Below are 24,247 nucleotides of genomic sequence, written 5' to 3' on the forward strand. Positions count from 1 at the left end.
CCCGCAATTGCAGGACTTATCCCGGGCATCGCGGATCTTCCTTGTTTGACGTCTCATCAAGTAAGGCGTATTTATATTTACGAATCAGTTTTGGACGATGGGCATGGCGAAGCCAAAGCCAAGACGTCGCGACCCAAAGGCCGAGGCCTTGGCCCGCGACGGCGCGCTCAACCCCCACCCCGAGGCCGTGAGCGACACGCTGTTTGCCGCCAATCCCTTCTTCGATGCCAGGGACCTTGTGCAGGTCCGCTACGAGATGGTGCGCCGCCATCAGGCCGATCGCGTGCCGATCAGCGACGTCGCCAGCGCCTTCGGGGTCTCGCGGCCGACCTTCTACAAAGCTCAGAGCGCCTTGGCCGACCAGGGCCTCGCCGGGCTGGTGCCCCAGCAGCGGGGGCCAAAGGGCGGCCACAAGATCTCTGCCGAGGTCCTCACCTACATCGACCAACTCAGGGCGACGCGGCCCGACCTCACCGTGCCGCAATGTATCGACGCGATCGCCACACGCTTTGGCGTCAGGGTGCACCGGCGAAGTCTGGAGCGGGCCATGGCGCCCAAAAAAAAACGACTCGATCTGCCCTAACCGTCCGCGCGACCAGCCTCGTCGGCACATACAAACAACTGCGCACCGCGGTGCTCAGCGCCCAGCTGATTACTGGATCAGGGCTGCTCACGCTGCGCCGTCAGGGCATGGTCGCCTGGATCAAGGCCGCATCGACAGCACCCAACTTTACGCCGCCTTGCCCGGTACATCGCCCCCCGTCGGCAGGCGCGATCGCCACCAGCGAGCTCACCCTCATCCTTGCCAGCCTTGTTGTCACGCTAACCGCGGAGCCAGCACATGCCTGACCTCAAAGTCACCGCCGATCACCTGCGGCGCGACGCCTACCTCTACATCCGTCAGTCTACGCTGCGACAGGTCGCCGAGAACGGCGAGAGCACGCAGCGACAGTATGGGCTGCGTGATCGCGCCATTGCCGCCGGTTGGCCGGCCGAACGCATCCACGTGATCGACTGCGACCTGGGCAAATCGGGATCCAGCGCCGTTGCCCGCGACGGCTTCCAGGAACTGGTCAGCGAAGTAGCCCTCGCCAAGGCCGGCGTCGTCATGGGGCTGGAGGTCTCGCGCCTGGCCCGCAACTCCGCCGACTGGCACCGGCTGCTTGAGCTGTGCGCCCTGACCAGCACCCTCATCCTCGATGAGGATGGCGTCTACGACCCGGCCAGCTTCAACGACAGACTTCTTTTGGGTTTGAAAGGAACGATGTCGGAAGCGGAGTTGCACTTCCTCAAGGCGCGCATGCGCGGCGGCCAACTCAACAAGGCAAGCCGCGGCGATCTGAAGATAGGGCCGCCCGTGGGCCTGGTCTACTTGCCCGATGGCACCCTCGCACTCGACCCGGACGCCGAGGTGCAGGCCGCGCTCCGCATGGTGTTCACGACCTTCGAGCGCCTGGGCAGCGCAACCAGAACCGTCAAGTTCTTCCTCGACGAAGGCATCCTGTTCCCGCGACGACTGCGCAAGGGACCGCACAAAGGCGAACTCATGTGGGCGCCGCCACGGCACGCCCGCATCCTCCAGGTCCTGCATAATCCGAGATATGCCGGCGCCTTCGTCTACGGTCGAACACGTGGACGGCCCCGGCCGGGCGGCGGCGTCTCGCAGATCAAGGTTGGTATGGCTGACTGGCGGTTCGTCATGCCCGACCTGCATCCGGGCTATATCGACTGGGAGCGCTTCAAGGCCAACCAGGAGCGTCTCGCCACCAATGCACAAGCCTATGGAATGCAGCGCCGCGCCGGGCCGGTCCGCGAAGGATCCGCCTTGCTCCAGGGCAGAGTTCTCTGCGGCCTTTGCGGCGGGCGCATGGGCGTCCATTACAGCCAGGAGCACGGTCAGCCTGTCCCGACCTATATCTGCCAGGAGACCGCCACCCGCCGTGGCGGCAAGGTCTGCCAGTCCGTTCCCGGCAAAGTCGTCGACCCGGCGGTGGGTGCATTGCTTGTCGAGCTGATGACGCCGATGACCCTTGAGGTCACCCTGGCGGTGCAGCGCGAGCTTGAGGCACGCGCCGCCGAGATGGACACGTTGCGCCGACAACACATCGAGCGGACGCGTCATGACGCTGAGCTCGCCCGGCGCCGCTACATGAAGGTCGATCCCGACAATCGCCTCGTTGCCGACACTCTCGAGGCCGAGTGGAACGAGAAGCTGCGGCTTCACACCGACGTCGTCGAGGACTATGAACGACGCGCGCCCGAGGAAGCCGCTGCCCTCGATGCCGAGACGCAGCAACGCGTCCGCGATCTTGCCGAGCAGTTCCCGCGGATCTGGAGCGATGCCCGCATCGACGTCCGCGAGCGCAAGCGCATCCTGCGGCTGCTGGTCGCCGACGTCACCCTGGTCAAGGCCGAGATGATTACCGCAAACGTGCGACTATCCGGCGGGGCGACCCGCACCTTGACGCTGGAGCGGCCCCTGCCGATCGCCCAGATACGCAAGTTCAAGTCGGATCTGGTCGCTGAGGTCGACCGCTTGCTCGACCGTCATTGCGATCGTGAGATCGCCGATATCCTCAATGAACGCGGCCTGCGGAGCTGGGAAGGCAAGCCGTTCAATCTCAAGAAGATCGGCTTCATCCGCGGAGCCTATAACCTGTCCAGCCGCCGCCAGCGCCTGCGGGATTGTGGTATGCTCACCACCCAGGAAGTGGCCGAGCGCTTCGCTATCGCCGAGACCACCGTGCATCAATGGGGGCGCCAGGGCCTCATCACCAAAGTCTACAGCGACAATCTCAACCGTGGTCTGTGGGACATTCCTCATGACCTCGAGATCGTCAAAGGCCGCCCGGGCCGAAACGCCGTTCCCGCCCGCCGTGCCTCAATTACCGTGCCATCAACCGAACAGGACTCACTATGAAACAATTGCCTTGTCCTTCGGCCGTCGCGGCCGTGCCGGCAGGACACCGACACCATAGTGGGATGCCATCATGCCGTAGCTGCGGTTGATCTCGGGATCGTAGAAACTGGCGCGGCTGACGCCAGACTTCAAATTGTCGGGAACGACCAACCGGGGAACGCCTCCGAAGAAACGAAACATCCGAACATGCGAGCCGATCCAGTCGGGAAGTGTTTGTGTCCATGTTGCTTCAGCATAGGTGAAGCTGGATGCGCCGAGCACTGCCACGAAGATCTCTGCCTCGCGGATCTCACCGGTCTTGCGATCAACAATCGGGATCTTCTTGCCGGAATAGTCGACGAAGACCTTGTCGCCGGCCGCATGCTCCTGGCGCATCGTCGGCGAAAGCCGCTGCTCGAAACTGCGAAAGAGTTCGCAGAAGCGACTGTAGCCGTATCCTTCGGGATGCGACCCACGATACTCCTCCCAGAGGATGAGCAAGGTGACACCGGGCTTCTTGAGCTCGACGGCAAGATCGGCCCAGTTTGGTTCTGTGCGTCTTCTCGTGCCCTGTTTGACGCCGTTGCGAGTGAAGAGTTTGTTCTCGAGCGCATCGTCGGTCAGTTCGCCCGGCAAGGGCCAGCTCAATCCAACCGCCGCTGCGCGCTGCAGATTATCCTGCACCGTGCTGCGCGCTATTCCCAAGACGACGGCAATCTCGCGGGAGCTGGTCCCGCTTCCGGCAAGCCGCAGCATTTGTCGTAACTGTCTCATGGTCAGCCTTCTCTTTGCCGGCATCAAAATCTCCCCGTTCATCGCGGGGCATTTGATGCCAAAGTTGCTGACCCAGGAGGTAATGTTCAGTGCCGAAAACTGGCCGACTTTTGATTGGAATGGTGGCCGGCTTCAAATCGGAATGGTGGCCGGTCTTTGATCGGAATGGCGGCCGGCTTCACGTCGGAATCCGCACACAGGTTGTATCAACTCCGGCCTTTGCCTTCAATCGCAGGCGTTATCCATGCGAGGGAGAAGGCCGTCATGATGCAGTTGATCACGCCGGGTTGCTACGCTGAGTTCGCCAACGAGCTCAACCAGATGCACCGCTTGCGGCATCGCGTCTTCAGGGATCGACTTGATTGGGACGTTTCGGTCAGCGGTGGCTATGAGATCGATCCTTTCGATGCGCTGCGCCCCCACTATCTCTTGCTGCGCGCGCCGACCGGGCGCATCGACGGCTGTGTGCGCCTGTTGCCGACCACCGGACCGACGATGTTGCGCGACAGCTTCTCCGCTCTGCTCGGAGACCGTTGGGCGCCGGAAGATCCACGGGTTTGGGAAAGCAGCCGTTTTGCGCTTGATCTTCCGCCTGCCGCGCCGAAACAGGCGGGGATCGCTATTGGCACCTGCGAGCTGTTTGCCGGGATGGTCGAGTTTGGTTTGTCACGCGGTCTGCGCAGCATCGTCACCGTGACGGATCTGCGTGTAGAGCGGATCCTGCGTCGCGCTGGCTGGCCACTGGAACGGTTGTCCGATCCGCAGACAATCGGCACCACGCGCGCCGTTGCCGGACATCTCAACGTCTCTACCGAGAGCTTGCAAGCCCTCCATCGCAATGGCGGCTTCAAGGGCCCGGTGCTGTGGGCGCCGGTCATGAAGATCGCCTGAGCTTCGGGATCCAATCTTCCTCGGAAATGGTGCAATGAACGAGACGAGACTTGGCCCTGCGTGGCCGGACTGGCAAGATGATGATGCCTATGGCTATGTCGAGCAGCTGACCAGCCGAGGCTGGGCCTGGGAATTCCTCAGGCGCAATCTGGACTTCCAGAACCATCTGACGAACGCGTTGCGCCGCGCCGAACGTGCGAAAGCCGGGTACGTGGACATCATCATGCTGCCGTCGAACACTGTCGATCTTTCGCCGTGGGGCCTTCTGTTTTGCAAGCTCTATCGAACCTGATGCGGGCGTCTACTGGTGCCCCAGCGAATGGCCGCATGTTTTGCCCCTTGTTGCCGAACATGCGGCGCGGCCGCGCGGGATGAACGTGCTCGATTTCGCCGCGCGTTCCTGCCGCATCTCTATACTGGTCACGCTGGACGGGCATCAGCACGTCCTTGTCGAGGATAGTGGCAGGAGCTTGCAGCTGGCTGTTTCCGGCGCGAGCCTCCTTGAACCTGCGCGATTGACGTCCACCGTCTTCTGGCCGCCTGAGGAACTAAAGCAGCGTCTGAACGGGCTGGAATGTCGGAACGGCCTCTGGTCGACCGGAAGGCTGCCACCGAGATTCTTTCCGGCCGACCTCCGTCGCTCGCGGTTGCGCTGGGTCTTGCGTGCGCTCGACGGCTCCATCGCCGGCGCGCCGCACCGCGAGATCGCTCTCGCTTTCTTCGGCAAAACCCGCGTCGAACGCGACTCGGCCGATCCCGGAGACCATCTTCGTGATGGCGTGCGCCGTGCCGTCAGACGCGGGCGCTCGCTCATGAACGGCGGGTACAGGCGGTTTCTTCTATAGCGATCGCCGCCTTTTGGTTTTCTTCAGGCGAGAACAGCTCTTTATACCCCGAGGTCACCAGCCAGTGCGCTCGCGCGAGATGGCTGCGAACCGCCTTTCGAGCGCGAGCTGGCTCTTGCGCTGGATCGATGCCCAATATTGCCTGCGCCATTTCTTCTTCGCCGGCATTGTCGGCGCACGCGTCTATGAGTCTCAGATAAATCCTGAAGTGCTCATTGTCATAAGCGGTCAGGCTCTCCGCCCAGGGGACCTCGTCGACAACAGCAGGTTGGAGCAATCTGTCTTCCATCTCATGTCTCGCTGTATGAATTATCCCGCGTCCACCTTTGACTGCATAATATCCTAAAATGGGATAATCCAAAATTGGGATTAGTCGGTGAGCCAGTTTCTTCCTGGCCGATTCGTCTGATGCCGAAATCCCTTCGATCACCCCGCCAGCGCCGGCTGCTGAAAAGGTTGATTGCGGCGCGCAAAAATAACGGATTCACCCAGAGCCAGATTGCTGAAATGCTAAGGCGCCCGCAGTCGTTCGTCGCCAAGTATGAGGGTGGTGAACGCAGGCTGGACGTAATTGAGTTTCTCGACGTAACCGAGGCTCTCAAGATCGATCCTTGCGAGCTTCTGGCACAAATGCGTCGCTCTCGTGACCTATAGGTGGCGTCGGGCTTCGATTGCTCAACAAAGGCCCTCAACACGGCCTCGTCCGCGGTCGGCGGATTGAGACGCACGGTGTGGAATACATATTATAGTTGATAAACTCAAGATGCCTAATCCGCTGACTTGGGCGGATGGACATGCGCCAGTTGGTCGGACGAAATGTGCAGAGGTTCAGGCAGAAGAACCATCTGACGCAGGAGCAGCTTGCCGAGATTTCCGGCTTCAGTCAGCAGTATATAAGTGGTTTGGAGAAAGGCCGCAGAAATCCGACGATCGTCACGATCTACGAGTTGGCACAAGCCCTCGGCGTGAGCCACATGGAACTCATGCGGCCCGACAAACAGGCCTGAGACATTCCCAGAGACCCGGTCTTCTTTAATTAAGATGACGGCGCACACCGGTCGCGCATGCGAGGGCGTAGAATCTCGACGATGCGCTTCATACCGGTCAAGACAGCCGAACCAGGCGGCATTGCTGCTAGTTGGCTTGCGCGACAGGCTGATACGCAATCGCACGCAACTCGCCAATGCGATCCGCAACTATGCGACAGAACATGGGCTGATCGCCGCCGAGGAATGTGCAGATCGAACCGCTGCTCGAGCGAATCGTTGCAGATGGGACGCTGCCGGATTTTGGCGCGGGAGCTGTTCGCGCTCCATGCTCAAGGAATATGCGCAACTGCAAACTCATCTGAAAGACGTCGACGCCAAAATTGCCCGGGCATTCGTATGAGGACAAGTCGATCGGCGAATAGACCATCATTCCGCTCGTTCGTTTGGGCTTGATCGAGCCGGCGCCGGATAAGCCTAATGCCTGGTCGTTTCAACGCGCGGCGCCGAAAACTGGTGGCAGTACCACGCGCGCGATGGCCAATGTCCCGAGGATCTGACTGACGTGTAGAGCGTCATCACCACGGGACGCAACGGACAGCCTAGCTCGCCAAGGCGGCGCGCAAGGCGCGGATTTCGGACGCCGATCTGTGCCAGGCGATCGAACAGGCAGCCGGTGTACGCGCGCTATCTCAACACGTCGGAATCGACGGTGCAGAAGTGGGAGAGCGGCGCCAAGCGACCGAGCGGCCTGGCGCTGAAATTGCTAGCCGTGGTGCAAAAGCACCTTAAGGTGGCGCAGTAGCGGCTTTTCCGGTACGTCCGATAAGGCATTGCACGAACATGACGTAATCGCGGGAGCGGTGGCCACCTAAGATGTGGCGGCGATGTTCGAACATCTAGCCGGCTGGCTGTCCCCCGCTAGGATGAAGAACGGGCTCACGATCGACACCGGGCCCAGGCATCGAACGGAGGACAGCCATGAAGCAGTATATCGGTCTCGACGTATCCATGAAAGAGACGGCAATATCGATCCGGCAGGACGGCAAGAGGATTTGGCGGGGCAAGTGCGCGTCCGACCCGCAACTGCTCGCGGCGGTGATCCGCAAGCGCGCCCCGTATGTTCGGCGGGTCGTGTTCGAGACGGGGCCGCTGTCGGTGTGGTTCTACCATGCGCTGACGGCAGAGGGCCTGCCGGTGATCTGCATCGACGCGCGGCATGCCAAGGCCGCGCTCGACATGGCCGCGAACAAGACCGATGCGAATGATGCCGATGGCCTGGCACATCTGGCCGAGGTCGGCTTCTACCGAGAGGTTCGGGTCAAAGGTTTTGACAGCATGTTGATCTGCACGCTGATCACCGCGCGGCGCCAGCTTCTTAAAATGCGTTTGCAGATATCCAACCAGATCCGTGGGTTGATGAAGACGTTCGGCCTCGTCGTGCCCAAGGGCGCCGGCAGCGTGTTCGAGCGCAACGTTCGCGACCTTCTGCAGGCGAACAAAAGCTGGCGCGCATCGTTGCACCGATGCTTCAGGCGTGGAGTGATATGCGAATCCAAACAGCAGAGCTGAGCAAGCAGCTGGCCGCTATGGCGCGTGAGGACCAGCACTGCCGTCTGCTCATGTCAGTGCCCGGCGTAGGCACCGTCACAGCCACCGCCTTTGCCGCGGCCGTGGAGGATCCGGCGAACTTCAGGAACTCGCGCGCCGTGGGTGCATGGGTGGGCCTGACCCCGAGGCGCTACCAGTCCGGCGAGGTCGATAATGACGGCCATATCTCGCGCCGTGGCGACAATCAGTTGCGCGGACTGCTATACGAGGCGGCCGCGGTCATTCTGAACCGGTCGACGGATACCAGCACCCTGCGAACCTGGGCGTTGGAGCTGAAAGAACGGCTCGGCTTCAAGCGAGCGGCCGTGGCCCTGGCGCGCAAGCTGGCAGTGATCATGCATGCGATGCTCCGGACGGGCGAGCTGTTCGATCCGCACGGAGGAACGCCCGCCGCTGCCTGATCCTGCAGACGCTGGCCTGCGACGATTTCTTCAGGCCATCCAACCGATAGCGTTCTTAGGACGCACCGATCCGTCCCTGCCGGGACGTGGCTGAGATCATTCCGCGAAGCGGGAAGCAACTGCCTCGTTAGCAGAGTGCGTAACGAACATAGGAAGATCTCACCTGCGAAACTCATCCTGCGGCGATCAGCTTGCGTCGACCGCGTAGACGACCCTGTACCCGGCATACGAACGACCATCGGCAAAAAAGGACGACTGCCTTGCATCTACCCCCTTGACGGTCGGGCGATTAGACGACCCGCTTCGCGGGAGTGTCGCCTGGTTCTGAGATGGCGCGGTATTCATAGGCCTTGAGCGGGTAGAGGCCGCGATCCGGCCATGGAGTTCCCTTCAACGAGAGGAACTTGCCATGGCTACTCTGTCGACCGATGCTCCGATCACCCGCTTCGCCAGCGCATGCAGCAGGACATGCTGATGCGGGGTCTGGGACTGCATACGCAGCAGGACTACGTTCGTCATGTCCGGCGCTTCGCCGCCTTCCTTGGGCGCGCTCCCGACACGGCGACGATCGAGGACATCCGGCGCTTCCAGTTGCATCGGCATGAGAACGGCGTCGGCCCGGCGACGATCAACGGCGCGGTCTCGGCGCTGCGGGTCCTGTTCACGGTGACGCTGAGGCGGCGCGATCTGCGCGTGCGCTGGTGGTCACCCGGCATCCGCGCAAACTGCCAGAGGTGCTGAGCGTCGAGGAAGCGGCGCGGCTGCTCGAGGCGGCGCCAGGCATCAAGTACAAGGCCGCGCTCGGCGTCGCCTATGGCGCGGGCCTGCGCGTATCCGAGGTCGCGCATCTGAAGGTCGACGACATCGATTCGACACGCATGCTGATCCGCGTCGAACAGGGCAAGGGACGCAGGGACCGCGACGCCATGCTCTCGCCGCAACTGCTGGAACTGCTGCGGCTGTGGTGGCGCGAAGGCAAGCGGCGCGGGGTGATGCTCCCCCATGGCTGGCTGTTCCCGGGCGCGGCTGCACAGCGCCGATCTCGTCGCGGCAGCTGCATCGCGCGGTCCAGGAAGCAGCCGAAGTCGCCGGCATCCGCAAGCGCGTCAGTCCGCACACGCTGCGTCACAGCTTCGCCACCCACTTGCTTGAGCAGGATGTCGACATCCGCGTCATCCAGGTGCTGCTCAAAACAACGACAAACTGCCCGCCAACAGCCTGAAGAAGGGCGGATTTGCTATCCATTTCATCGCGCGCTGCGGTGAGACGGTGCTCATTCTGAGGCGCTATGCCTACCGTGGAACCGAGTTGGTGGTCATTCCGCAGCCTGACGGCTCCCTTGCCTGCATACCGGCGTGGATGACGCGCGCGGCGGCGACACACTTCAAGCTATCGGCTGAGCCGCGGTTTTCCCTGGGGCCTTGCAATCTCTGCGCGCCGAGATCGATGCGCTTTTAGGATTTCTCCAGTCCGACTCAACGACGGAGAAAGATCCGAATGAAGCGCCAATTCGAAAGCCCCCAACCAAGCCTGTTCGAAGTGGGCGAGCCAAGCGTTGTGCTGACACCCGCCCAGGAGACCGAGTTGGCGATGCTGGTGGAGACCCTGCTGCGCGAGATCGCGATGGCACTAGCAAACGGGAGATCGCAAATGACCAAGATCACGGCTGAGCATCTTGCGCGCAGCGCCTTCGTCTATATCCGTCAGTCGACGGCCGATCAGCTTAAGCACAATCAGGAGAGCCGGCGCCGGCAATACGGGCTCGCCGATCGCGCTCGGCAGTTCGGCTGGGCCACGATCGAAGTCATCGACGATGATCTCGGCTGGTCGGGCGGCGGCATCAATCGACCAGGTTTCGAGCGGCTCCTGTGGGCGATCTGCGAAGGGCATGCGGGAGCTGTGTTCGCGATCGAGGACTCTCGGTTGGCGCGCAACGGCCGCGACTGGCATACTCTGATCGAGTTCTGTGGGTTGGTCGGGACCGTCATCGTCGACGAGGACGGAATCTACGATCCTCGGCATCCCAATGATCGGCTATTGTTGCTTGGCATGAAAGGCACGATGAGCGAGCTCGAGTTGTCACTGTTCCGTCAGCGCTCGCAGGAGGCGATGAAGCAGAAAGCCCGCCGGGCGGGCTGTTCCTCGGTGTCGCCGCTGGCTACGTGAAGACCGGGCGCGAGCGGATCGAAAAGGACCCGGACCAGCGCGTGCAGGATGCGTTAAGGCTGGTGTTCGCGAAGTCGCCGAGCTGCAGAGCGTGCGGCAGGTCCATGTGTGGCTCAGAGACGAAGGAATCGCTTTGCCCGTTAATCGCATGATTTAGAGGGGCGCCTCATCGCCTGGAAGCTGCCGCTGTACAATACTGTACAACGTTCTGACCAACCCCGTCTATGCGGGTGCCTATGCTTTCGGGCGCACGACAAGCAAGGTCATCATTGAGGAGGGCCGCAAGCGCGTGCGGCGCGGGCTGCGGCGTCTTCAGATGGAATGGGACGTCCTGCTCAAGGACCAGCACGAAGGCTCCATTGCGTGGAGCGAGTTCGAGAGGAACCAACAGGTGATTGCCAATAACGCGACCGGCAAAGGCAGCGCCACCCCCAGAGGAGCGGTACGGCGCGGGGGATTGCTTCTCGCGGGGCTTCTGCGTTGCGGTCATTGCGGCCGCAAGATGTATGTCGCCTATGGCGGCAGGGCGGGGCGCTATCACTACGAGGGTGCGCTCGTCAATCATGGCCAAGCGGTGCATTTCGTTTGGCGGCTTGCACGCCGATCAGGCTGTCGGCGCCGCAGTTCTTGGTGCCTTGAAGCCGCTCGGTATCGACGCCGCAACCAAGGCGCTCGAGGCTCAAGCGAGCGAGACGTCAGCGGCACAAAGGCAGCTCGAGCTGGCACTGCAGCGGGCGCGTTACGAGGCTGTCCATGCGCGTCAGCAATACGATGCTCTCGATCCTGCCAATCGTCTGGTAGCCGGCGAGCTGGAGCGCCGCTGGAACAAGGCGCTTGAAGCCGTGCACCAGATCGAAGGCGGGATTGCCGCACTCGAGGCGAGAACACCATCTCCACTGGGAGAGAAGGAACGGGATCAGCTGATGCGGCTCGGCGCCGATCTGGATCTCGCCTGGCCGCACCCGGCAGCAACATCTGCGACGCGCAAAAGGATCGTTCGCGCAGCCTTGAGCGAGATCGTCGTCGGCATCGAAGGTGGTGTCATCGAGATGGTCCTGCATTGGCAGGGAGGCGACCACACCGCATTGAAGCTGAAGATCAGCACCGTCGGCAAGCATCGCTGGACAGTCCCCGACGATACTTTGACGCTGGTCCGCGAGCTGGCGCGCCTAATGCCGACCGCCAGATTGCGCGGCTCCTCAATCGCGCCGGTAAACCGACCGGGCGAGGCAATGGGTGGACCCAGGCGCGGGTCTGTTCGTTTCGCAGCCATCACGGCATTTGCCGTCCACCGCGCGAGCGAATGGGCTGAGCGGGGCGAGATTACTCTTGAAGCTGCCGCGCTATGTGAGCGTGATGACGGCGCTGCGCATGGCCCGACTCGGCATCATCAAAGGGCGGCAAATGTGTTACGGCGCGCCCTGGGCGTTCAAGGCGGCGGATATCGCCGCCTATTGCATGCAGAATGCCCTGCGGCGTCCCCTAACAGCCGATCCCGCTCAACAGCGCTTTAATTTTCAATGACATAAAAAGAGAGCATTATGACTCGTGGCTGCTCGGGCACAGCAAGCTCGATACCACCGCGCTCTACACCAAGGTCTCGACAGGGACGATCCACGCGATCGCGGGGCCGCTCGACCGGCTGGTGGCACTGATGGAAGGCAAGACGCCGCCCGGCTGAACCGGTACGCGCGGACCTGGAGGTCGCCGATATCTTCGTGTTGCCGGCCCCGGATAGCGGGTCGCCCACGCAGGGCATCTGAGCCTGCAGCAGCTCAAGGTGATGTCGGCGATCGAACACTGCCGCACCGCCGCATTGGGTGGTCATGTCGAAGCCTGTGCGGACTGCGGCCAATGGCGGATCGCTTATAACAGCTGCCGCAACCGGCACTGTCCCAGGTGCCAGGGCGCCGCCGCGCGTACATGGCTCGCCGAGCGCGAAGCCGACCTGCTGCCAGTCGGTTACTTCCACGTTGTGTTCACGCTGCCCGCCGAGGTCGCCGTCATCGCCTTCCACAACAAGGCGCTGGTCTATGACCTGCTGTTCAAGGCGGCATCGGAGACGATGCTGACGATCGCGGCGGATTCCAAGCACCTCGGCGCGCGCATCGGTATCACTGCCGTGCTCCACACATGGGGCTCGGCAATGACACACCATCCTCATGTCCACATGATCGTGCCGGGCGGCGGCATCGCGCCGGACGGGTCACGCTGGATATCATCGCGGCCGGCCTTCCTTCTCCCAGTCAGAGTACTGGGCAAGCTGTTCCGCCGTCTGTTCCTGACCCGGCTGGTCGCGCTGCACGACGCCGGTCGGCTCGCCTTCTTCGGATCGGCGGCGCACCTGGCCGACCGTCGGGCCTTCCTGTGTCATCTGAAGTCTGTTCGCAGCAAGCGCTGGGTGGTCTATGCCAAGCCGCCCTTCGCGGGACCGGAGGCGGTGCTCGCCTACCTATCGCGCTACACTCACCGGGTCGCCATCTCGAACCGCCGCCTGATCGCCTTCGACGAAGCTGGAGTCACCTTCCGCTACAAGGACTATCGCCGCGACGGCGTCGACCGGCAGCAGGTCATGACGCTCGCTACCGATGAGTTCATCCGCCGCTCACATGACGAGTTTCAGGTCAAGTGATATCAAAGGCGCATAATTCCTCCTTCCTTTTCTGTTGGCGGAGCTTCCAGGGTTTGAGCCCAATTGCGTTGACGCGGCGCGGCGTATTTCCGAGCCTGATCCAACTCACATGCGGTCGCCGTCCGGGACGGCTGCACCAATATCCCGCTTTCGGCGGGCAAGGGCTCAGGAGGACGAGACCATTCTTCCTGTCGGTGGTTCAGACCAGCGGCGGATTCGGTTGTCTCCCTGGGATCCGCGGGGGCTGATTGGCCCTCCGGACAGGTATGCAGGGTTGATCGCCTAGGCGGTTTTCATGACGGCGCCCTCGATGACCACCCCTGCGGTCGCATATTTCCGTATATCTCCAGAGACCGACGAGCAACTTTCGTGCGAGCGCGACGATCGTTGTTTTGCGCACGCGCCCAGCGTTACACGCTGCTCGTTCGCGGAACCAACGAGAGAGCGCTGACTCGGGCTGGTAGCGCAGCCACAGCCAGGCAAGCTCGATCATCGTTGTTCTCAGCCGGGGATTGCCAGCCTTTGAGACGCCTTGCTCGCGGTCGATTGATCCGCTCCGCCAAGGCGTCGGCGCAAGCCCGGCATAGGCTGCAACCTGCCTTCGGTTGTCGAACTTTCGGAACAGCCCTTCCGTATACAAGATGGCGGCACTCTCGGGGCCAATGCCTTTGAGGTCGAGCAGCAACGCCACAGGCGTGTCAGCGACGTCGGCGGCCAGCAACGCGTCACGCTCGGCTTCGACTGACTTGATCTGCTCGAACAGCAGCTCGAGGCGATCGAGCTCGCGAATGAGCTGCGCCTTGAGCTGCCTGCCCAGCACACGGCCATCACCCGTCCGGAGATCGTCAAGCCGCTCGCGCCGGTCACGTCGCAGCGGATCATAGCCGGTTATTCCTTGCGCAAATAGCAGCCCCTTGATGCGATTGGCGTGGCTCGTCCGCTCACTGACCAGGACCTTGCGCTCCCGGCAGATCCGGCGCCGATCCTCTGCTTCGGGCGTCGGTGGCTTCGCCATCGCGTATACGCGTGGCTCGCCGCGTTTATAAGCAAGCAGTGCGCCCACCAGCGTTTCGCCGTCAGTCTTATCGGTCTTCGCCCGCCGTCGCCGGCGCGAGGTGGCAATGGACGCAGGGTCAACAACATGGCTCTCGATCCCCTCACGCTCCAGGACACGGTGGATCCAAAACCCGTCCAAACCGGCCTCTTGGAGTGACGACAATCGGAAAGGTCTCGCCGGTGCGCAATTGAGCCTTTTCCGAAGCTGTGCAAAGCGCCAGCAGTCCCGCAATATCACCACCTCGCACCGCATGCTTCGACATACGCTCACCCCCGCCTGGCAATAGCGACGTCACCAGCCACGTCGACTTGCTGAGTTCCAGTGAAACGAAAATCGGGCCAAGACGGGTGCGGATAGCGGTAGGCGCCTCGGGTCAATCAGTTGCAATAAGCATGATTGCCCCCGCAAAGTTAATTTGACCAGCAACCCCACTCTGCCACAGCGTGGGTCGCTATCCCTTTCTCGTCATGGGATCTTCCTGCTCCATGTCCTGCCGCGTGGGTTCCACCGCATCCGTCACTATGGGCTGCTCGCCAGCTCCGCCCGCAAAGCCAGCCTCGCACTCGCGCGCGAACTGCTGAACGTCGCTCCGCCGCCCCAAGACGACACTCCGGAAGAAGCGGCTGAGGTCCGCCCGCCATGCCCGGGCTGCGGCGGACGCATGGTCGTCATCGAGAGGTTCGAACGGTGGTGCCAGCCTCGTGCACCGCCGGCCGCAAGGACGCCGAACCGGGAGAACGCCCCATGACCCGGCATGGCCAAGTTGCTCGTACGACCCCGCCACGCCGGCGCCGGTCAACGGGATGTTATGTGCACATTGCCGTGGCGCCGGTCGTCACGCACACCAATCCCGTCGGAATCAACGCTACAGGCTCTGCGACCTGGCCCGGAAGCCGCTTCCACGACATGCCCACCGCATCCTATGCGGAAGTTCGCGACAGGCGCTGGCACACCCCGAGGCGCAAATCCCCATAGGTATTCGTCTGCGGCCCGCGGGTTCCTGCATGAGAGACTTTCGTACGCCTGCCGGCACCCGAAACCCTTATATGGGGATGGTCAACTACAAACGGCATCACGTCGACATTGTCATGTACCTCCGCGGCAATCCGTAGATCCATTCGATGGGTCCGTTAGCGTGACGCGGTTCGCGAACGAACCCAGTCCACCTTATATTCGGTCAGGGCGCATGCACCTGTTCCATGATCCCGCTTGCGGCGGATTCGGAACCCAAGAGACGAAACCATTCTTCAACGGCGGCTGTTTGAGGCCATGAGTTTCGTCGGCTCGTCTACCGAGGATCTGCCAGGCCCTGGTCGGTCCTGGAGATTATTAGAATCGATTAGCGTCTACGCTGATGGTTTCGTCAGGAGAGCTCCTTCTATAACGACTCCGGCGTTCACGTATTTCCACAGCGCAACAAGCAGTTTCCGAGCGAGGGCGATGATCGCCGTCTTCTTGTACCGGCCACCATTCTGGATGACTCGCGCCCTGAACCACTGGCTGGGTGCGGAATTGGGTTGATGGCGCACCCAGAGCCACGCAACCTAGACAAGCGTCGACCGGAGCCTAGGATTGCCGGACTTCGAGACTCCCTGCGCGCAATTAATCTGCCCACTTTGCCAGGGCGTTGGCACCAAACCAGCGTAGGCGGCAACCTGTCGTCGATTGTCAAACTTGCGCGATAATCCCTCAGACCACAGGACGGCCGCGAACTCCGGACCTATTCCCTTGAGGCTGAGCAGCAGGGCCGGTGTTGGCTCATCTGCCGCGACGAGCAAGGCGTCGCGTGAAATGGCCCGGCGCCTGGCGGCAGCGCCTCGCGCTCGCAGCGGCCGCGGCGACGGCGCGGCAGGCGGGGCACGTCGAGGATGAAGCGGCGCTGCGCGATTCTTTTCTCCTCACCCGCCCCGGCGACGAGGTTGGGCCGGCCGGTCTTTTGCTCCTCGCGTTGCGGCGTCGGCGAGCCACGATCCCATGGCGTGGCAGTCCGTGGGCCCTCGACGGCCGCTAGGTGCCGTTCAGCATCCCGACGGCCCCTTCGGTCGTGGCGAGCCGCCGCAGCGCATCCGCCAGATCGCTGACCGCCGCGCCGTCGTGGGCGAAAAAACCGAATTCCCCCAACACCGCGGCGAGGTTTCCCTCCGTCAGAAGATTCTGCGGCCGCTCCACGTTCCGTGTCTCCGGGCTGTGAGAGCGATGGCGGAGGCGGCTGGCGGGAGACGGGGGAAGGGGCGACCAGATGACCCTCGATCAGGCGACTGCCTGTTCGATCGCGAGCTCGATCACCTGCCGCCGGAGGTGCGCTGGCGCGACTGGATGAACCGCGTCGAGGCGAGCATCTTCGCGGCCAACGAGCCGGTGGCACGTAGTGTCCTCGAGCGAGTCGTGGGAAAAACTGCAATCTCGATCTCCACATCCGGGAGGAGCTGCGTGGCCGGCCCTACGACCTGGTCGCCGTCGCCGGACGGTTTTCGGCACCTGACCCGGCCGGCCTATGCCGACGCCGTCCGCAGTGCATTTGGCACGGCGGTCGGCGGCAACGAACGGGCCGTGGACCTCACCCAGTCGAAGGTGCTGGTGCTGATGTGCATCGCCTATTTCCAGCCGATCACCCGCGCCGAATTATCCTCTTTCTTCGGCAAGGAGATCAGCCGCGACTGCGCGGCGCCGGCCTGATCGCCTCCGGTCCGCGCAGCCCGACACCCGGCGCGCCCTATACCTATGTGACGGCCAAAACGTTCCTGCTGCAGTTCGGATTCGACACGCTGCGCGATCTGCCTGACATCGAAGCCCTCGAGGATGCAGAACTGCTGTCGAAGGAAAAGTTGCTCGCGGGAGATATTCCGGCAGGACTCGGGGTGCCCCAGTTGGATCAGGACAATATAACGATTGACGAGTTGCAAAACAAAGCGGTGCGATGTCGTTGGGCCGCGTCACAGAGTGCTCGACCGTCGCAAGCTGCTCATTGTAAACGGGTTTCAACCAAATTGCGGCGCTGATAGTCCCAATATTCATGCCGTTGACTTCCAATTGTCATGCCGGGTAGTTCCAATTGCCTAGATTCGGAAAGGCATGTACGAACGATTCGTGGAACGCCGGGTGGAAGACGCCCTTGTAGACACCCCGGTGGTCCTGATTTTAGGGTCGCGCCGGGCAGATCGGGATAGGCGGCGACGCTTTCACGCAGAGAGTCGACAAAGGGCGCAATCTTGTTGTCGGAGCGGCGGGCCTGCTCCGTCGTTAGCGTCGATCGCAAGATTCTCTACCAGTCCCGTTCTTAAACCCCGTCGCCATTCCTGAGAGAACGCCGGGTAACCGACGCCTATTGTCGTGTTTGTCGAATCCGCGACAGATTGTTTTCAGCCTGGCAGTCTGCTGCACTCCGGGTCAAGCCACTGAGCAAAACTCAGAAAAATTATTTCTTGGGCTCCCTCGGCGCAATTGGCATGACATTTGAGACGTTCTCATCATGAAACGCGAGGCGAGGCGGCACTGGTGTTCGCCTGGAGGATTCGAATGGTCAGTAATAGCCAGAGCTTCTCGTTGCCACGCAATGTCCAGTTGCCGCGAGCGACATTCCGAAGATCGACGGAGATTCATGCCGCCAATGTGTGGGAAGTCATCGCAAGTGCCCACTAGACCGCAACTCGCTGTATTGCAAGTTCCTGCTTTGCAGTGATGTCGCCACACCTGCGTGCTCGCTGAGCGTGCCGGGCGGTGGGTTGGCTGCTTGTCGGCCTCCGTCGCCGAGCGACCCATCCACGCTGAAGCCCTGCAGGCATTCCCCCCGGTCCGCCTACCCAGCCTAAATAAGGAGGCAATGATGACTGACCAAAGTGCACCGAATCGCGAGGAGGAATTTGCGATCTTCAACCATCTCGAGTCTGAAGTGCGTAGCTACGCCCGCAGCTTTCCCGTCGTTTTCGCGACGGCACGAGGGGCCCAGCTGTTTGCGCGCGATGGGACAGCCTATCTCGACTTTCTCATGGGCTGCTCGAGTTTAAACTATGGGCACAATCCCCCCGAGCTGAAGTCCGCGCTCGCAGACTACATTGCGAGTGACGGCATCACCCATGGCCTCGACCTGTATAATGAAGCCAAGGAGTCTTTTCTGCGGGAATTCCACGAGACGATCCTTAAGCCGCGACAATTAGATTACGTCGTGCAGTTTCCCGGTCCGACCGGGGCCAACGCCGTTGAGGCTGCCCTCAAGTTAGCGCGCAAGATCACTGGTCGGTCCAACATTATATCGTTCACCAACGGCTTTCATGGGGTTAGCCTTGGCGCTCTCTCCTGCACCGGCAACCGATACCACCGCGCAGCCGCCGGCCAGCTGCTCGGCGGCGTAACCCGGCTACCCTATGACGGCTATCTTGGGTCCAATGTAGACACCGCCGATTATCTTGATCGCCTGCTATCGGACCCCTCCAGCGGCGTAGACGCACCGGCGGCGGTGATTGTCGAGACAGTTCAGGGCGAAGGCGGCCTCAATGTCGCCGGGACGGAGTGGCTGCGCAAGGTAGCAGCGATTGCCCAAAGGCACGGAGCTCTGCTGATCGTAGACGACATCCAAGCCGGCGTTGGCCGGACCGATGCGTTCTTCAGCTTCGAGGCGGCCGGTCTCCGCCCGGACATCGTCACGATGGCGAAATCGATATCGGGCTATGGCCTGCCCATGGCCCTCGTCCTAATTGATCGACAGATCGACAACTGGGAGCCGGGAGAGCACAACGGCACGTTCCGCGGCAACTGCCATGCTTTCGTCACCGCGCGCGCAGCCCTAGAGCACTTCTGGCGGACAGACAGCTTTGCGGCGTCCGTGAGGGAGAAAGGCAATCTGCTGAAAAACCGCCTTGAGCAGATCGCGCAGAAATACGACCCAAGCCGCGTGTCAGCCAAGGGTCGTGGCATGATGCGGGGCATCGATCTGAAGTCCGGCGAGGTTGCCCGTCAGGTCGTCAGCGCCGCCTTCCAGAGGGGTCTCATTATCGAGACCGCCGGTCCCAAAGACGAGGTCGTGAAGTGTCTGCCACCTCTCGTCATTGGGGAGGATCAGCTTAGCCAAGGCCTCGACATCGTCGAAGACGCTGTCGATAGCGTGATCGGCAGCGCAGTGAATACGACAGCCTGAGAGGTGAATCATGATCATCAAGGATTTCAATGAGGAGAAACTGACTGCCCGCCGTGTTGAGACGTCGAGCTGGGAAAGCGTTCGGCTGCTCCTCAACAATGATGGGATGGGCTTCTCCTTCCACATCACCACCATCCATTCGGGTGCCCGGCTCAAGATGCGCTACCGGAACCACCTTGAGGCGGTCACTGCATCTCTGGAACGGGTTCTATCGAGGATCTGCAGGCAGATGAGGTCCAAGTCGTGCGACCCGGCGTCATTTACGCGCTCGATAAGCATGATGCTCACCTGCTGTCTGCCGAGACCGAATTGGTGTTAGCCTGCGTTTTTGTACCTCCCTTGGAGGGCCGCGAGGTGCATGATGAGACTGGCGCTTATCCTCAGGTCTCCGAAGCTGTGTGACATCGCCACAGGGATGACTCCAAAATTGGCAGCGAGGGGGGTCCGCTACTTCGCCTCTCGGCCGTCGCTTACTATTCTAGCGGGTTTAGCGGCCCTCCGAGAGGGCAAGTCTACCGGGTCGGACGACCCGAGGAATTGCTGTTGGCAATAGCAACGGGTCTGCGCCATTGCAAGCGACCGATGTCCAAATAAATCCGATGGTGGTCGCGAATCCGCGCTTAGCTGGAAAGCAACACCGAAAGAATTGGGGATTTTCTTGCTTAACTTGAAGTCTGGCGTACATACCGTGGAGAAGATCGGAGGAACATCGATCTCCGATGTAGCTGCCGTGGAGAACGTCCTGGTTGCGGGACGCAAGGGAAGTGCTCTCTACAATCGAATTTTCGTCATATCCGCCTACAGCGGGATGACGGACCGGCTTCTCGAGCAGAAGAAGACTGGCGCGGACGGCGTGTATACACTATTCGCTCGCGCCGGATCAAGATCAGCTTGGGTCGAAGCGATCGCAGAGACCCATCAAGAGATGAGAAGCATCAATGCGGAAATCTTTCGCGGCACATCGCAAAAGCTCGTCGCAGATGACTTCGTGAGCGAACGCATCAAAGGAGTGCGCAGCTGCCTTTTGGATCTTGAACGGCTTTGCTCATATGGTCACTTCAGGCGCGAAGAGCACCTGAATACCGTGCGCGAGATTCTGGCCGCGCAGGGCGAAGCTCACAGTGCGCACAACACGGCTCTGCTGCTCAGGGGTCTCGGCGTGGAGGCGATCTTCGTGGACATGACGGGGTGGCGCGAAGAAGCTGAAATGAGCCTTGACGCGCGAATTGAGAGAGCGCTGTCCGTAATCGATCTCGGCAAGCAACTGCCGATCGTGACGGGTTACAGCATATGCCCGGGTGGCATGGTGCGTGTCTATGGCCGGGGCTACACCGAGGTCACATTCGCTCGAATCGCCGCCCTCACAGGTGCCAGGGAAGCAATAATCCATAAGGAGTTCCATCTATCAACAGCCGATCCCAAGATTGTCGGCATCAACCGGGTTCACGTTGTCGGCCGCACCAACTATGAGGTCGCCGATCAGCTGTCTAACCTCCAATTGGAAGCAATCCATTCGGTCGTTTCCAAGGAGTTGCGTCGCGCAAATATCCCTCTTCGTGTCAAGAACACGTTCGATCCTCAGAACGGTGGAACCCTCATCACTCGCGACTATGTCTCTGACTCCCCCCAGGCAGAAATCATCGCAGGCCTCAGAGGAGTGCATGCGCTAGAGTTTTTCGAGCCGGAAATGGTGGGTGTGGCGAACTATGATGCTGCCATTCTCAAAACTTTGAAAAGGCAAGACGTCCGCGTCTTTATGAAAGCATCGAATGCAAATACCATTATGCATTACCTCGCCGCGACGCCCGAGGCAATCGCCCTCGTTGTCAAGGCGCTGCAAGGTGATTTTCCAACGGCTAACATAGCAACAAGAAAGGTGGGCATTGTTTCAGCCATCGGAAGCGCTCTTAATTCTCAGGGCATAACTGCCATTGCGGCGCAAGCGCTAGCGGATGCCTGCATAGAGGTGCTGGGAGTACATCAACTCATGAGCAACGTAGATATAATTTTCATTATAGATGAATTGTACTTTGATGACGCAGTTAGGGCGCTGCACGGCACCCTAATCGAACATTCACCGCTGCGTCTTGCGGCTCAGCGTTCTCCTCGTGTGGCGCGGGCTGCGCCACCGATCCCGTCCAGCACGTAGGCGATCTGCACCGCTGAACCGTACCGTCGGCGGCGACGGCGTACCCCTCCGGTGAAGCTTTCAATTACCCACATCGTCGGCTTGATCAAATGGAGATGCCGAAGGCGATGTCGTGCAAGCGGGTCATGCCGCGCCAGACGACCATTGTTGCCAGAGGCGGGTCATGTTTGCGGGCGAGATAGCCGCCAAGCATGGCGATTTGCAGCAGGTAGGCGGCGAGCATGGGCCGTTGGACGCGTGGTCGCGTTCGGCACGCGTCGATCTGGTCGAGCGCAGTGATCTAGGTGAAGGTGAGAACGCTGTCGGGCGCGGCGTCTGGCTTGGCACGCGCCGACATAGTGACGAAGAATATGCCAACTGACTACCGCGATGAGGCGAGCAACTTGGCCAGCCTCTCGGCGGTTTCGAGCCTTGCCTCCTCCGCACTCAGCCGGACTTCATGACCTTGTGGAACAACTCTGCCTTCCAGCGCAGGGCGTACCAGCCGAGCTTTTCGGCCGCCGCGGAGAGAGCTTCGACCGGCAAGTGGTCACCAGCTTCCAGTCGATCGCCTCGCGACCGAGGCGGATCTTCTTCGAGGGCGTGGATGTAAGTTAGAACTTGCGTAGTGTAGCGCTTTTGCTACCGACGGGCGGCAAGGTGTTGGTGGCGGCGAACTTCACCTACAGCCGGGTCGTCTCCTGATTGATCGTAATGCGGTGACGCCCCCCCAAGGCGTCGCCGCAAAGTTGGGCAAAGACGCGATGAGCAGGATCGTGTGGGGCAGCATCGGCAGGTCGCTCGGCCAGCCTGTTCGTCTGCACCCGCACGATGAAGCTCGTACCAAGGTCTTGCGCCGTGCAATAGAGCTCGTAGATATCGCTCTCCCGGTCACCCACATGCACGCAGCGCTCGGGCGTGCCAACGAGCGCGATGCATTGGCGCAGGTTCTCCAGCCAGCGGTAGCTCTCTTTCGTCTCGATCGGCACGCGCGTGGGATTGATGTGCCGTTTGAGCGCGAGCGTTCCCTTGAACTTCGTTCGTGTCCAGAACTTCGCCGCCGTCAGATCGAGGGGTGTGCCGGTGAGGGTGACGGCCACGCTCGAATGCATCAGCACCCCGCACAAGGTCAGCACGTCGGGCTGCCCGGCCGTGTAGCGCCCGGCGTTGATGGTTTTGGTGAAGTCGATTTTGCCCGGCTGCGCGCGGCTGTAGATAAATAGGTCGTGTCCTGCAGGATTAGGATCGGACCTTCGCTCGCCGCAACGCGCGCCGCGGTGGCGGCGAAATGGCCGGCCAGAACGCCATGTTCGGTCACTTGTCAAAGAAGCGGTAGGCCGCCTTCGCCGTCATCGGCCTTCAGGCGGGGTTGCGCCAGCCCGATCAGACAGGACCTTGGTCAGCGGGTGCGTGTGGATATGATCTCGTGCGTATTTCACTTGCTGGCGCCGGAGTCTTGCTAAGAGCTGAACGCAAAGGAGCGGGCAAGCCGAGGGCGTAATGCATTAGCCACAGTCACCAGCCGGCGTCTTACGGCATCTATTCCACCTTGGACGGCGCGATTGCTGTCGCGGCTCACCCTGAATCGATCCCCGATCTTGCTGCTGCGCTGGGTCTCAGTAAGCAGAACGTACCACCGGTGGAGGAGGCGCTTGGACAAACCGGGACCAGATAGCCGGTATCCTGTCAGGTCGGCGGGCAGCTGACCAGCGATGATGCGCTTGAGGTCAAGACTGTTGCAAAAATGCTAAGAGGACATATGAAAACATTCACAAATGTTTTCTTTCAATATCGTAGTCATTGTGAGACAAATGACATATACGACAGAAACTAACAGGAAAAGTACATGCAGCAACAAACGCGTACGACAGTGTCCCTCTCAGAGCTTGACGTGTATTTCAGCGAAGATTACATCCATTTTGGAGATGCTGTAAATCCGCCGGAGATAAGTGACCGACAGGCGGAGTCAATTTGGACCCTTCTTTCCCTTGTGCAGGGCAGCTCAGTTCTTGAACTTGGATGCGGTTATGGACGGATCACCAACCGGTTGGCTGAAAGAGGAGCGAGGGTAACCGGACTTGATATCTCGCCGATCTTGCTACAAAAGGCCGAAGCGGATGCAACAGGACTCGGAATAAATGTTGAATATATTCTAGGCGACATGCGCATACTTCCCTGGCGCGGTCGATTTGACGCGGCTTTTCTGTGGTACACCACTTTTGGCTATTTCGATGACGCAGACAATGAGGGAGTTCTTCGTGAGGCTGCATCTTCACTTCGAAAGGGTGGGCGTCTTCTAATCCACCACCCTAACCACTTCGCTTATCTGCGCCAGAAGTCGCCTGTCTACGTTGTGCAGCGTAACGATGACCTGAGAATCGATATAATGAGCGACGACGTGCTAAGTGATCGTCGAAACCTCGAAAGGATTATCGTGCGCGATGGATGCGTTAGACGGACGCACCTTTCCTTCAGACAGTATGGGTTTTCTGAATACGTTCGTATGTTGCGAAGCGCGGGGTTTGAGACAGTTGACGCTTTCGGGGATGAAGGTGGCGAGTTTACATCCGAGAGCTCGTATCTCGTGGTTGTCGCGCACAAATAGTACTAGAATTGTTTTCTCATGAGATTTATTTTATGAAGGAGGACTGCAGGTGTCTGCATTTAGTCAAGATGAATACCGCGCGCGCACGACCCGCCTGCGCCAGCAGATGGCAGAGCGTGGC

At 60.9% G+C, this 24,247-nt stretch carries 18 protein-coding genes and 12 pseudogenes; 23 read left to right on the top strand and 7 right to left on the bottom strand.

Features of this window, described 5'->3' with window-relative positions; all coding sequences use genetic code 11:
* Positions 1-103: 103 nt before the first annotated feature.
* Positions 104-583, top strand: coding sequence for a helix-turn-helix domain-containing protein (locus NKH80_RS27780; RefSeq protein ID WP_352493705.1), 480 nt, complete (start codon positions 104-106; stop codon positions 581-583).
* Between the two features lie 258 nt (positions 584-841).
* Complete coding sequence (locus NKH80_RS27785; protein ID WP_352848618.1) at positions 842-2,920, top strand: recombinase family protein; 2,079 nt, start codon at positions 842-844, stop codon at positions 2,918-2,920.
* Here NKH80_RS27785 and istA read toward each other — a convergent pair.
* The gene (istA, locus tag NKH80_RS27790) at positions 2,915-3,673 is read right to left on the bottom strand and encodes an IS21 family transposase (protein ID WP_352994923.1); all 759 of its coding nucleotides are present in this window, start codon (positions 3,671-3,673) and stop codon (positions 2,915-2,917) included. The two genes, NKH80_RS27785 and istA, sit on opposite strands and share 6 nt — an antisense overlap.
* On the opposite strand from istA, the gene NKH80_RS27795 reads away from it, so the two are divergent.
* The 4 genes from NKH80_RS27795 (at position 3,672) to NKH80_RS27810 (ending at position 5,409) form a co-directional block, all read left to right on the top strand.
* Entirely contained in the window at positions 3,672-3,833 is a 162-nt protein-coding gene (locus NKH80_RS27795) for a hypothetical protein (protein WP_189556919.1), read from the top strand. The two genes, istA and NKH80_RS27795, sit on opposite strands and share 2 nt — an antisense overlap.
* A 104-nt stretch (positions 3,834-3,937) precedes the next feature.
* Complete coding sequence (locus tag NKH80_RS27800; protein ID WP_352994928.1) at positions 3,938-4,564, top strand: acyl-homoserine-lactone synthase; 627 nt, start codon at positions 3,938-3,940, stop codon at positions 4,562-4,564.
* 34 nt (positions 4,565-4,598) lie between these two features.
* Positions 4,599-4,856: a transcriptional regulator domain-containing protein gene (locus tag NKH80_RS27805; RefSeq protein ID WP_352994930.1), complete on the top strand. Its 258-nt coding sequence runs from the start codon at positions 4,599-4,601 to the stop codon at positions 4,854-4,856.
* 79 nt (positions 4,857-4,935) lie between these two features.
* The gene (locus NKH80_RS27810) at positions 4,936-5,409 is read left to right on the top strand and encodes a DNA -binding domain-containing protein (RefSeq protein ID WP_352994933.1); all 474 of its coding nucleotides are present in this window, start codon (positions 4,936-4,938) and stop codon (positions 5,407-5,409) included.
* On the opposite strand, the gene NKH80_RS27815 is transcribed toward NKH80_RS27810, so the two are convergent.
* Positions 5,375-5,698, bottom strand: a complete 324-nt coding sequence (locus NKH80_RS27815) for a DNA -binding domain-containing protein (RefSeq protein ID WP_352994936.1) — start codon at positions 5,696-5,698, stop codon at positions 5,375-5,377. The genes NKH80_RS27810 and NKH80_RS27815 overlap by 35 nt on opposite strands.
* A 119-nt stretch (positions 5,699-5,817) precedes the next feature.
* Between NKH80_RS27815 and NKH80_RS27820 the strand changes: the two genes are divergently transcribed.
* From NKH80_RS27820 to NKH80_RS27865, 10 genes and pseudogenes are all read left to right on the top strand, one after another.
* Complete coding sequence (locus NKH80_RS27820) at positions 5,818-6,063, top strand: helix-turn-helix domain-containing protein (RefSeq protein WP_352994938.1); 246 nt, start codon at positions 5,818-5,820, stop codon at positions 6,061-6,063.
* Positions 6,064-6,197: 134 nt separating this feature from the next.
* Entirely contained in the window at positions 6,198-6,416 is a 219-nt protein-coding gene (locus tag NKH80_RS27825; protein WP_352994940.1) for a helix-turn-helix domain-containing protein, read from the top strand.
* Between the two features lie 78 nt (positions 6,417-6,494).
* A pseudogene (locus tag NKH80_RS27830) lies at positions 6,495-6,780 on the top strand (IS110 family transposase); the annotation flags it as partial.
* A gap of 285 nt (positions 6,781-7,065) precedes the next feature.
* Positions 7,066-7,200 (top strand): annotated as a pseudogene (locus tag NKH80_RS27835) (helix-turn-helix domain-containing protein); the annotation flags it as partial.
* 176 nt (positions 7,201-7,376) lie between these two features.
* Positions 7,377-8,407: pseudogene (locus NKH80_RS27840) on the top strand (IS110 family RNA-guided transposase).
* Between the two features lie 409 nt (positions 8,408-8,816).
* Positions 8,817-9,596 (top strand): annotated as a pseudogene (locus NKH80_RS27845) (tyrosine-type recombinase/integrase); the annotation flags it as partial.
* A gap of 401 nt (positions 9,597-9,997) precedes the next feature.
* Complete coding sequence (locus tag NKH80_RS27850) at positions 9,998-10,573, top strand: recombinase family protein (RefSeq protein WP_352994960.1); 576 nt, start codon at positions 9,998-10,000, stop codon at positions 10,571-10,573.
* Positions 10,574-10,781: 208 nt separating this feature from the next.
* Positions 10,782-10,916 (top strand): annotated as a pseudogene (locus tag NKH80_RS27855) (hypothetical protein); the annotation flags it as partial.
* A 292-nt stretch (positions 10,917-11,208) separates the two neighbouring features.
* Complete coding sequence (locus tag NKH80_RS27860; RefSeq protein ID WP_352994943.1) at positions 11,209-12,087, top strand: hypothetical protein; 879 nt, start codon at positions 11,209-11,211, stop codon at positions 12,085-12,087.
* 198 nt (positions 12,088-12,285) lie between these two features.
* Positions 12,286-13,178, top strand: a pseudogene (locus NKH80_RS27865) (IS91 family transposase); the annotation flags it as partial.
* Positions 13,179-13,487: 309 nt separating this feature from the next.
* Here NKH80_RS27865 and NKH80_RS27870 read toward each other — a convergent pair.
* Positions 13,488-14,617 (bottom strand): annotated as a pseudogene (locus tag NKH80_RS27870) (IS110 family RNA-guided transposase).
* Between the two features lie 120 nt (positions 14,618-14,737).
* Between NKH80_RS27870 and NKH80_RS27875 the strand changes: the two are divergent.
* Positions 14,738-15,010 (top strand): annotated as a pseudogene (locus NKH80_RS27875) (transposase); the annotation flags it as partial.
* 598 nt (positions 15,011-15,608) lie between these two features.
* Here the strand turns inward: NKH80_RS27875 and NKH80_RS27880 are convergent.
* Positions 15,609-16,019 (bottom strand): annotated as a pseudogene (locus NKH80_RS27880) (transposase); the annotation flags it as partial.
* Between NKH80_RS27880 and NKH80_RS27885 the strand changes: the two are divergent.
* Positions 16,013-16,228 (top strand): annotated as a pseudogene (locus NKH80_RS27885) (DUF1403 family protein); the annotation flags it as partial. The pseudogenes NKH80_RS27880 and NKH80_RS27885 overlap by 7 nt on opposite strands.
* Positions 16,229-16,269: 41 nt before the next feature.
* Here the strand turns inward: NKH80_RS27885 and NKH80_RS27890 are convergent.
* Positions 16,270-16,431 carry a hypothetical protein gene (locus NKH80_RS27890; RefSeq protein ID WP_352994946.1) on the bottom strand — a complete coding sequence of 54 codons (162 nt, stop codon included), beginning with the start codon at positions 16,429-16,431 and terminating at the stop codon, positions 16,270-16,272.
* A gap of 27 nt (positions 16,432-16,458) precedes the next feature.
* Between NKH80_RS27890 and scpB the strand changes: the two are divergent.
* From scpB to NKH80_RS27910, 4 genes and pseudogenes are all read left to right on the top strand, one after another.
* Positions 16,459-17,114: pseudogene (scpB, locus tag NKH80_RS27895) on the top strand (SMC-Scp complex subunit ScpB); the annotation flags it as partial.
* Positions 17,115-18,085: 971 nt separating this feature from the next.
* On the top strand, positions 18,086-19,393 hold the full coding sequence (ectB, locus tag NKH80_RS27900; RefSeq protein ID WP_352994963.1) for a diaminobutyrate--2-oxoglutarate transaminase: 1,308 nt from the start codon (positions 18,086-18,088) through the stop codon (positions 19,391-19,393).
* A gap of 10 nt (positions 19,394-19,403) precedes the next feature.
* Positions 19,404-19,795, top strand: a pseudogene (locus NKH80_RS27905) (ectoine synthase).
* A 286-nt stretch (positions 19,796-20,081) separates the two neighbouring features.
* On the top strand, positions 20,082-21,542 hold the full coding sequence (locus NKH80_RS27910; RefSeq protein WP_352994949.1) for an aspartate kinase: 1,461 nt from the start codon (positions 20,082-20,084) through the stop codon (positions 21,540-21,542).
* A gap of 85 nt (positions 21,543-21,627) precedes the next feature.
* On the opposite strand, the gene NKH80_RS27915 is transcribed toward NKH80_RS27910, so the two are convergent.
* Both NKH80_RS27915 and NKH80_RS27920 read right to left on the bottom strand, forming a co-directional pair.
* Positions 21,628-21,765: a hypothetical protein gene (locus tag NKH80_RS27915; RefSeq protein ID WP_352994952.1), complete on the bottom strand. Its 138-nt coding sequence runs from the start codon at positions 21,763-21,765 to the stop codon at positions 21,628-21,630.
* 439 nt (positions 21,766-22,204) lie between these two features.
* Positions 22,205-22,846 carry a hypothetical protein gene (locus tag NKH80_RS27920; RefSeq protein ID WP_352994954.1) on the bottom strand — a complete coding sequence of 214 codons (642 nt, stop codon included), beginning with the start codon at positions 22,844-22,846 and terminating at the stop codon, positions 22,205-22,207.
* Positions 22,847-23,367: 521 nt separating this feature from the next.
* On the opposite strand from NKH80_RS27920, the gene NKH80_RS27925 reads away from it, so the two are divergent.
* Positions 23,368-24,126, top strand: coding sequence for a class I SAM-dependent methyltransferase (locus tag NKH80_RS27925; RefSeq protein ID WP_352994956.1), 759 nt, complete (start codon positions 23,368-23,370; stop codon positions 24,124-24,126).
* The last annotated feature ends 121 nt before the right edge of the window (positions 24,127-24,247 follow it).

Origin of the sequence: Mesorhizobium sp. M0904, assembly GCF_040319475.1 — a bacterium.
Taxonomy (GTDB): Bacteria; Pseudomonadota; Alphaproteobacteria; order Rhizobiales; family Rhizobiaceae; genus Mesorhizobium.

Bases quoted from the DNA above. Each gene is read 5' to 3' on its own strand.
- NKH80_RS27850 (WP_352994960.1), top strand. From the start codon at position 9,998: ATGCTGGTGGAGACCCTGCTGCGCGAGATCGCGATGGCACTAGCAAAC.
- NKH80_RS27780 (WP_352493705.1), top strand. From the start codon at position 104: ATGGCGAAGCCAAAGCCAAGACGTCGCGACCCAAAGGCCGAGGCCTTG.
- NKH80_RS27915 (WP_352994952.1), bottom strand. From the start codon at position 21,765: ATGCTCGCCGCCTACCTGCTGCAAATCGCCATGCTTGGCGGCTATCTC.
- NKH80_RS27795 (WP_189556919.1), top strand. From the start codon at position 3,672: ATGGTCAGCCTTCTCTTTGCCGGCATCAAAATCTCCCCGTTCATCGCG.
- NKH80_RS27815 (WP_352994936.1), bottom strand. From the start codon at position 5,698: ATGGAAGACAGATTGCTCCAACCTGCTGTTGTCGACGAGGTCCCCTGG.
- NKH80_RS27800 (WP_352994928.1), top strand. From the start codon at position 3,938: ATGATGCAGTTGATCACGCCGGGTTGCTACGCTGAGTTCGCCAACGAG.
- NKH80_RS27810 (WP_352994933.1), top strand. From the start codon at position 4,936: ATGAACGTGCTCGATTTCGCCGCGCGTTCCTGCCGCATCTCTATACTG.
- NKH80_RS27820 (WP_352994938.1), top strand. From the start codon at position 5,818: ATGCCGAAATCCCTTCGATCACCCCGCCAGCGCCGGCTGCTGAAAAGG.
- NKH80_RS27825 (WP_352994940.1), top strand. From the start codon at position 6,198: ATGGACATGCGCCAGTTGGTCGGACGAAATGTGCAGAGGTTCAGGCAG.
- NKH80_RS27785 (WP_352848618.1), top strand. From the start codon at position 842: ATGCCTGACCTCAAAGTCACCGCCGATCACCTGCGGCGCGACGCCTAC.
- istA (WP_352994923.1), bottom strand. From the start codon at position 3,673: ATGAGACAGTTACGACAAATGCTGCGGCTTGCCGGAAGCGGGACCAGC.
- NKH80_RS27925 (WP_352994956.1), top strand. From the start codon at position 23,368: ATGCAGCAACAAACGCGTACGACAGTGTCCCTCTCAGAGCTTGACGTG.
- NKH80_RS27805 (WP_352994930.1), top strand. From the start codon at position 4,599: ATGAACGAGACGAGACTTGGCCCTGCGTGGCCGGACTGGCAAGATGAT.
- ectB (WP_352994963.1), top strand. From the start codon at position 18,086: ATGACTGACCAAAGTGCACCGAATCGCGAGGAGGAATTTGCGATCTTC.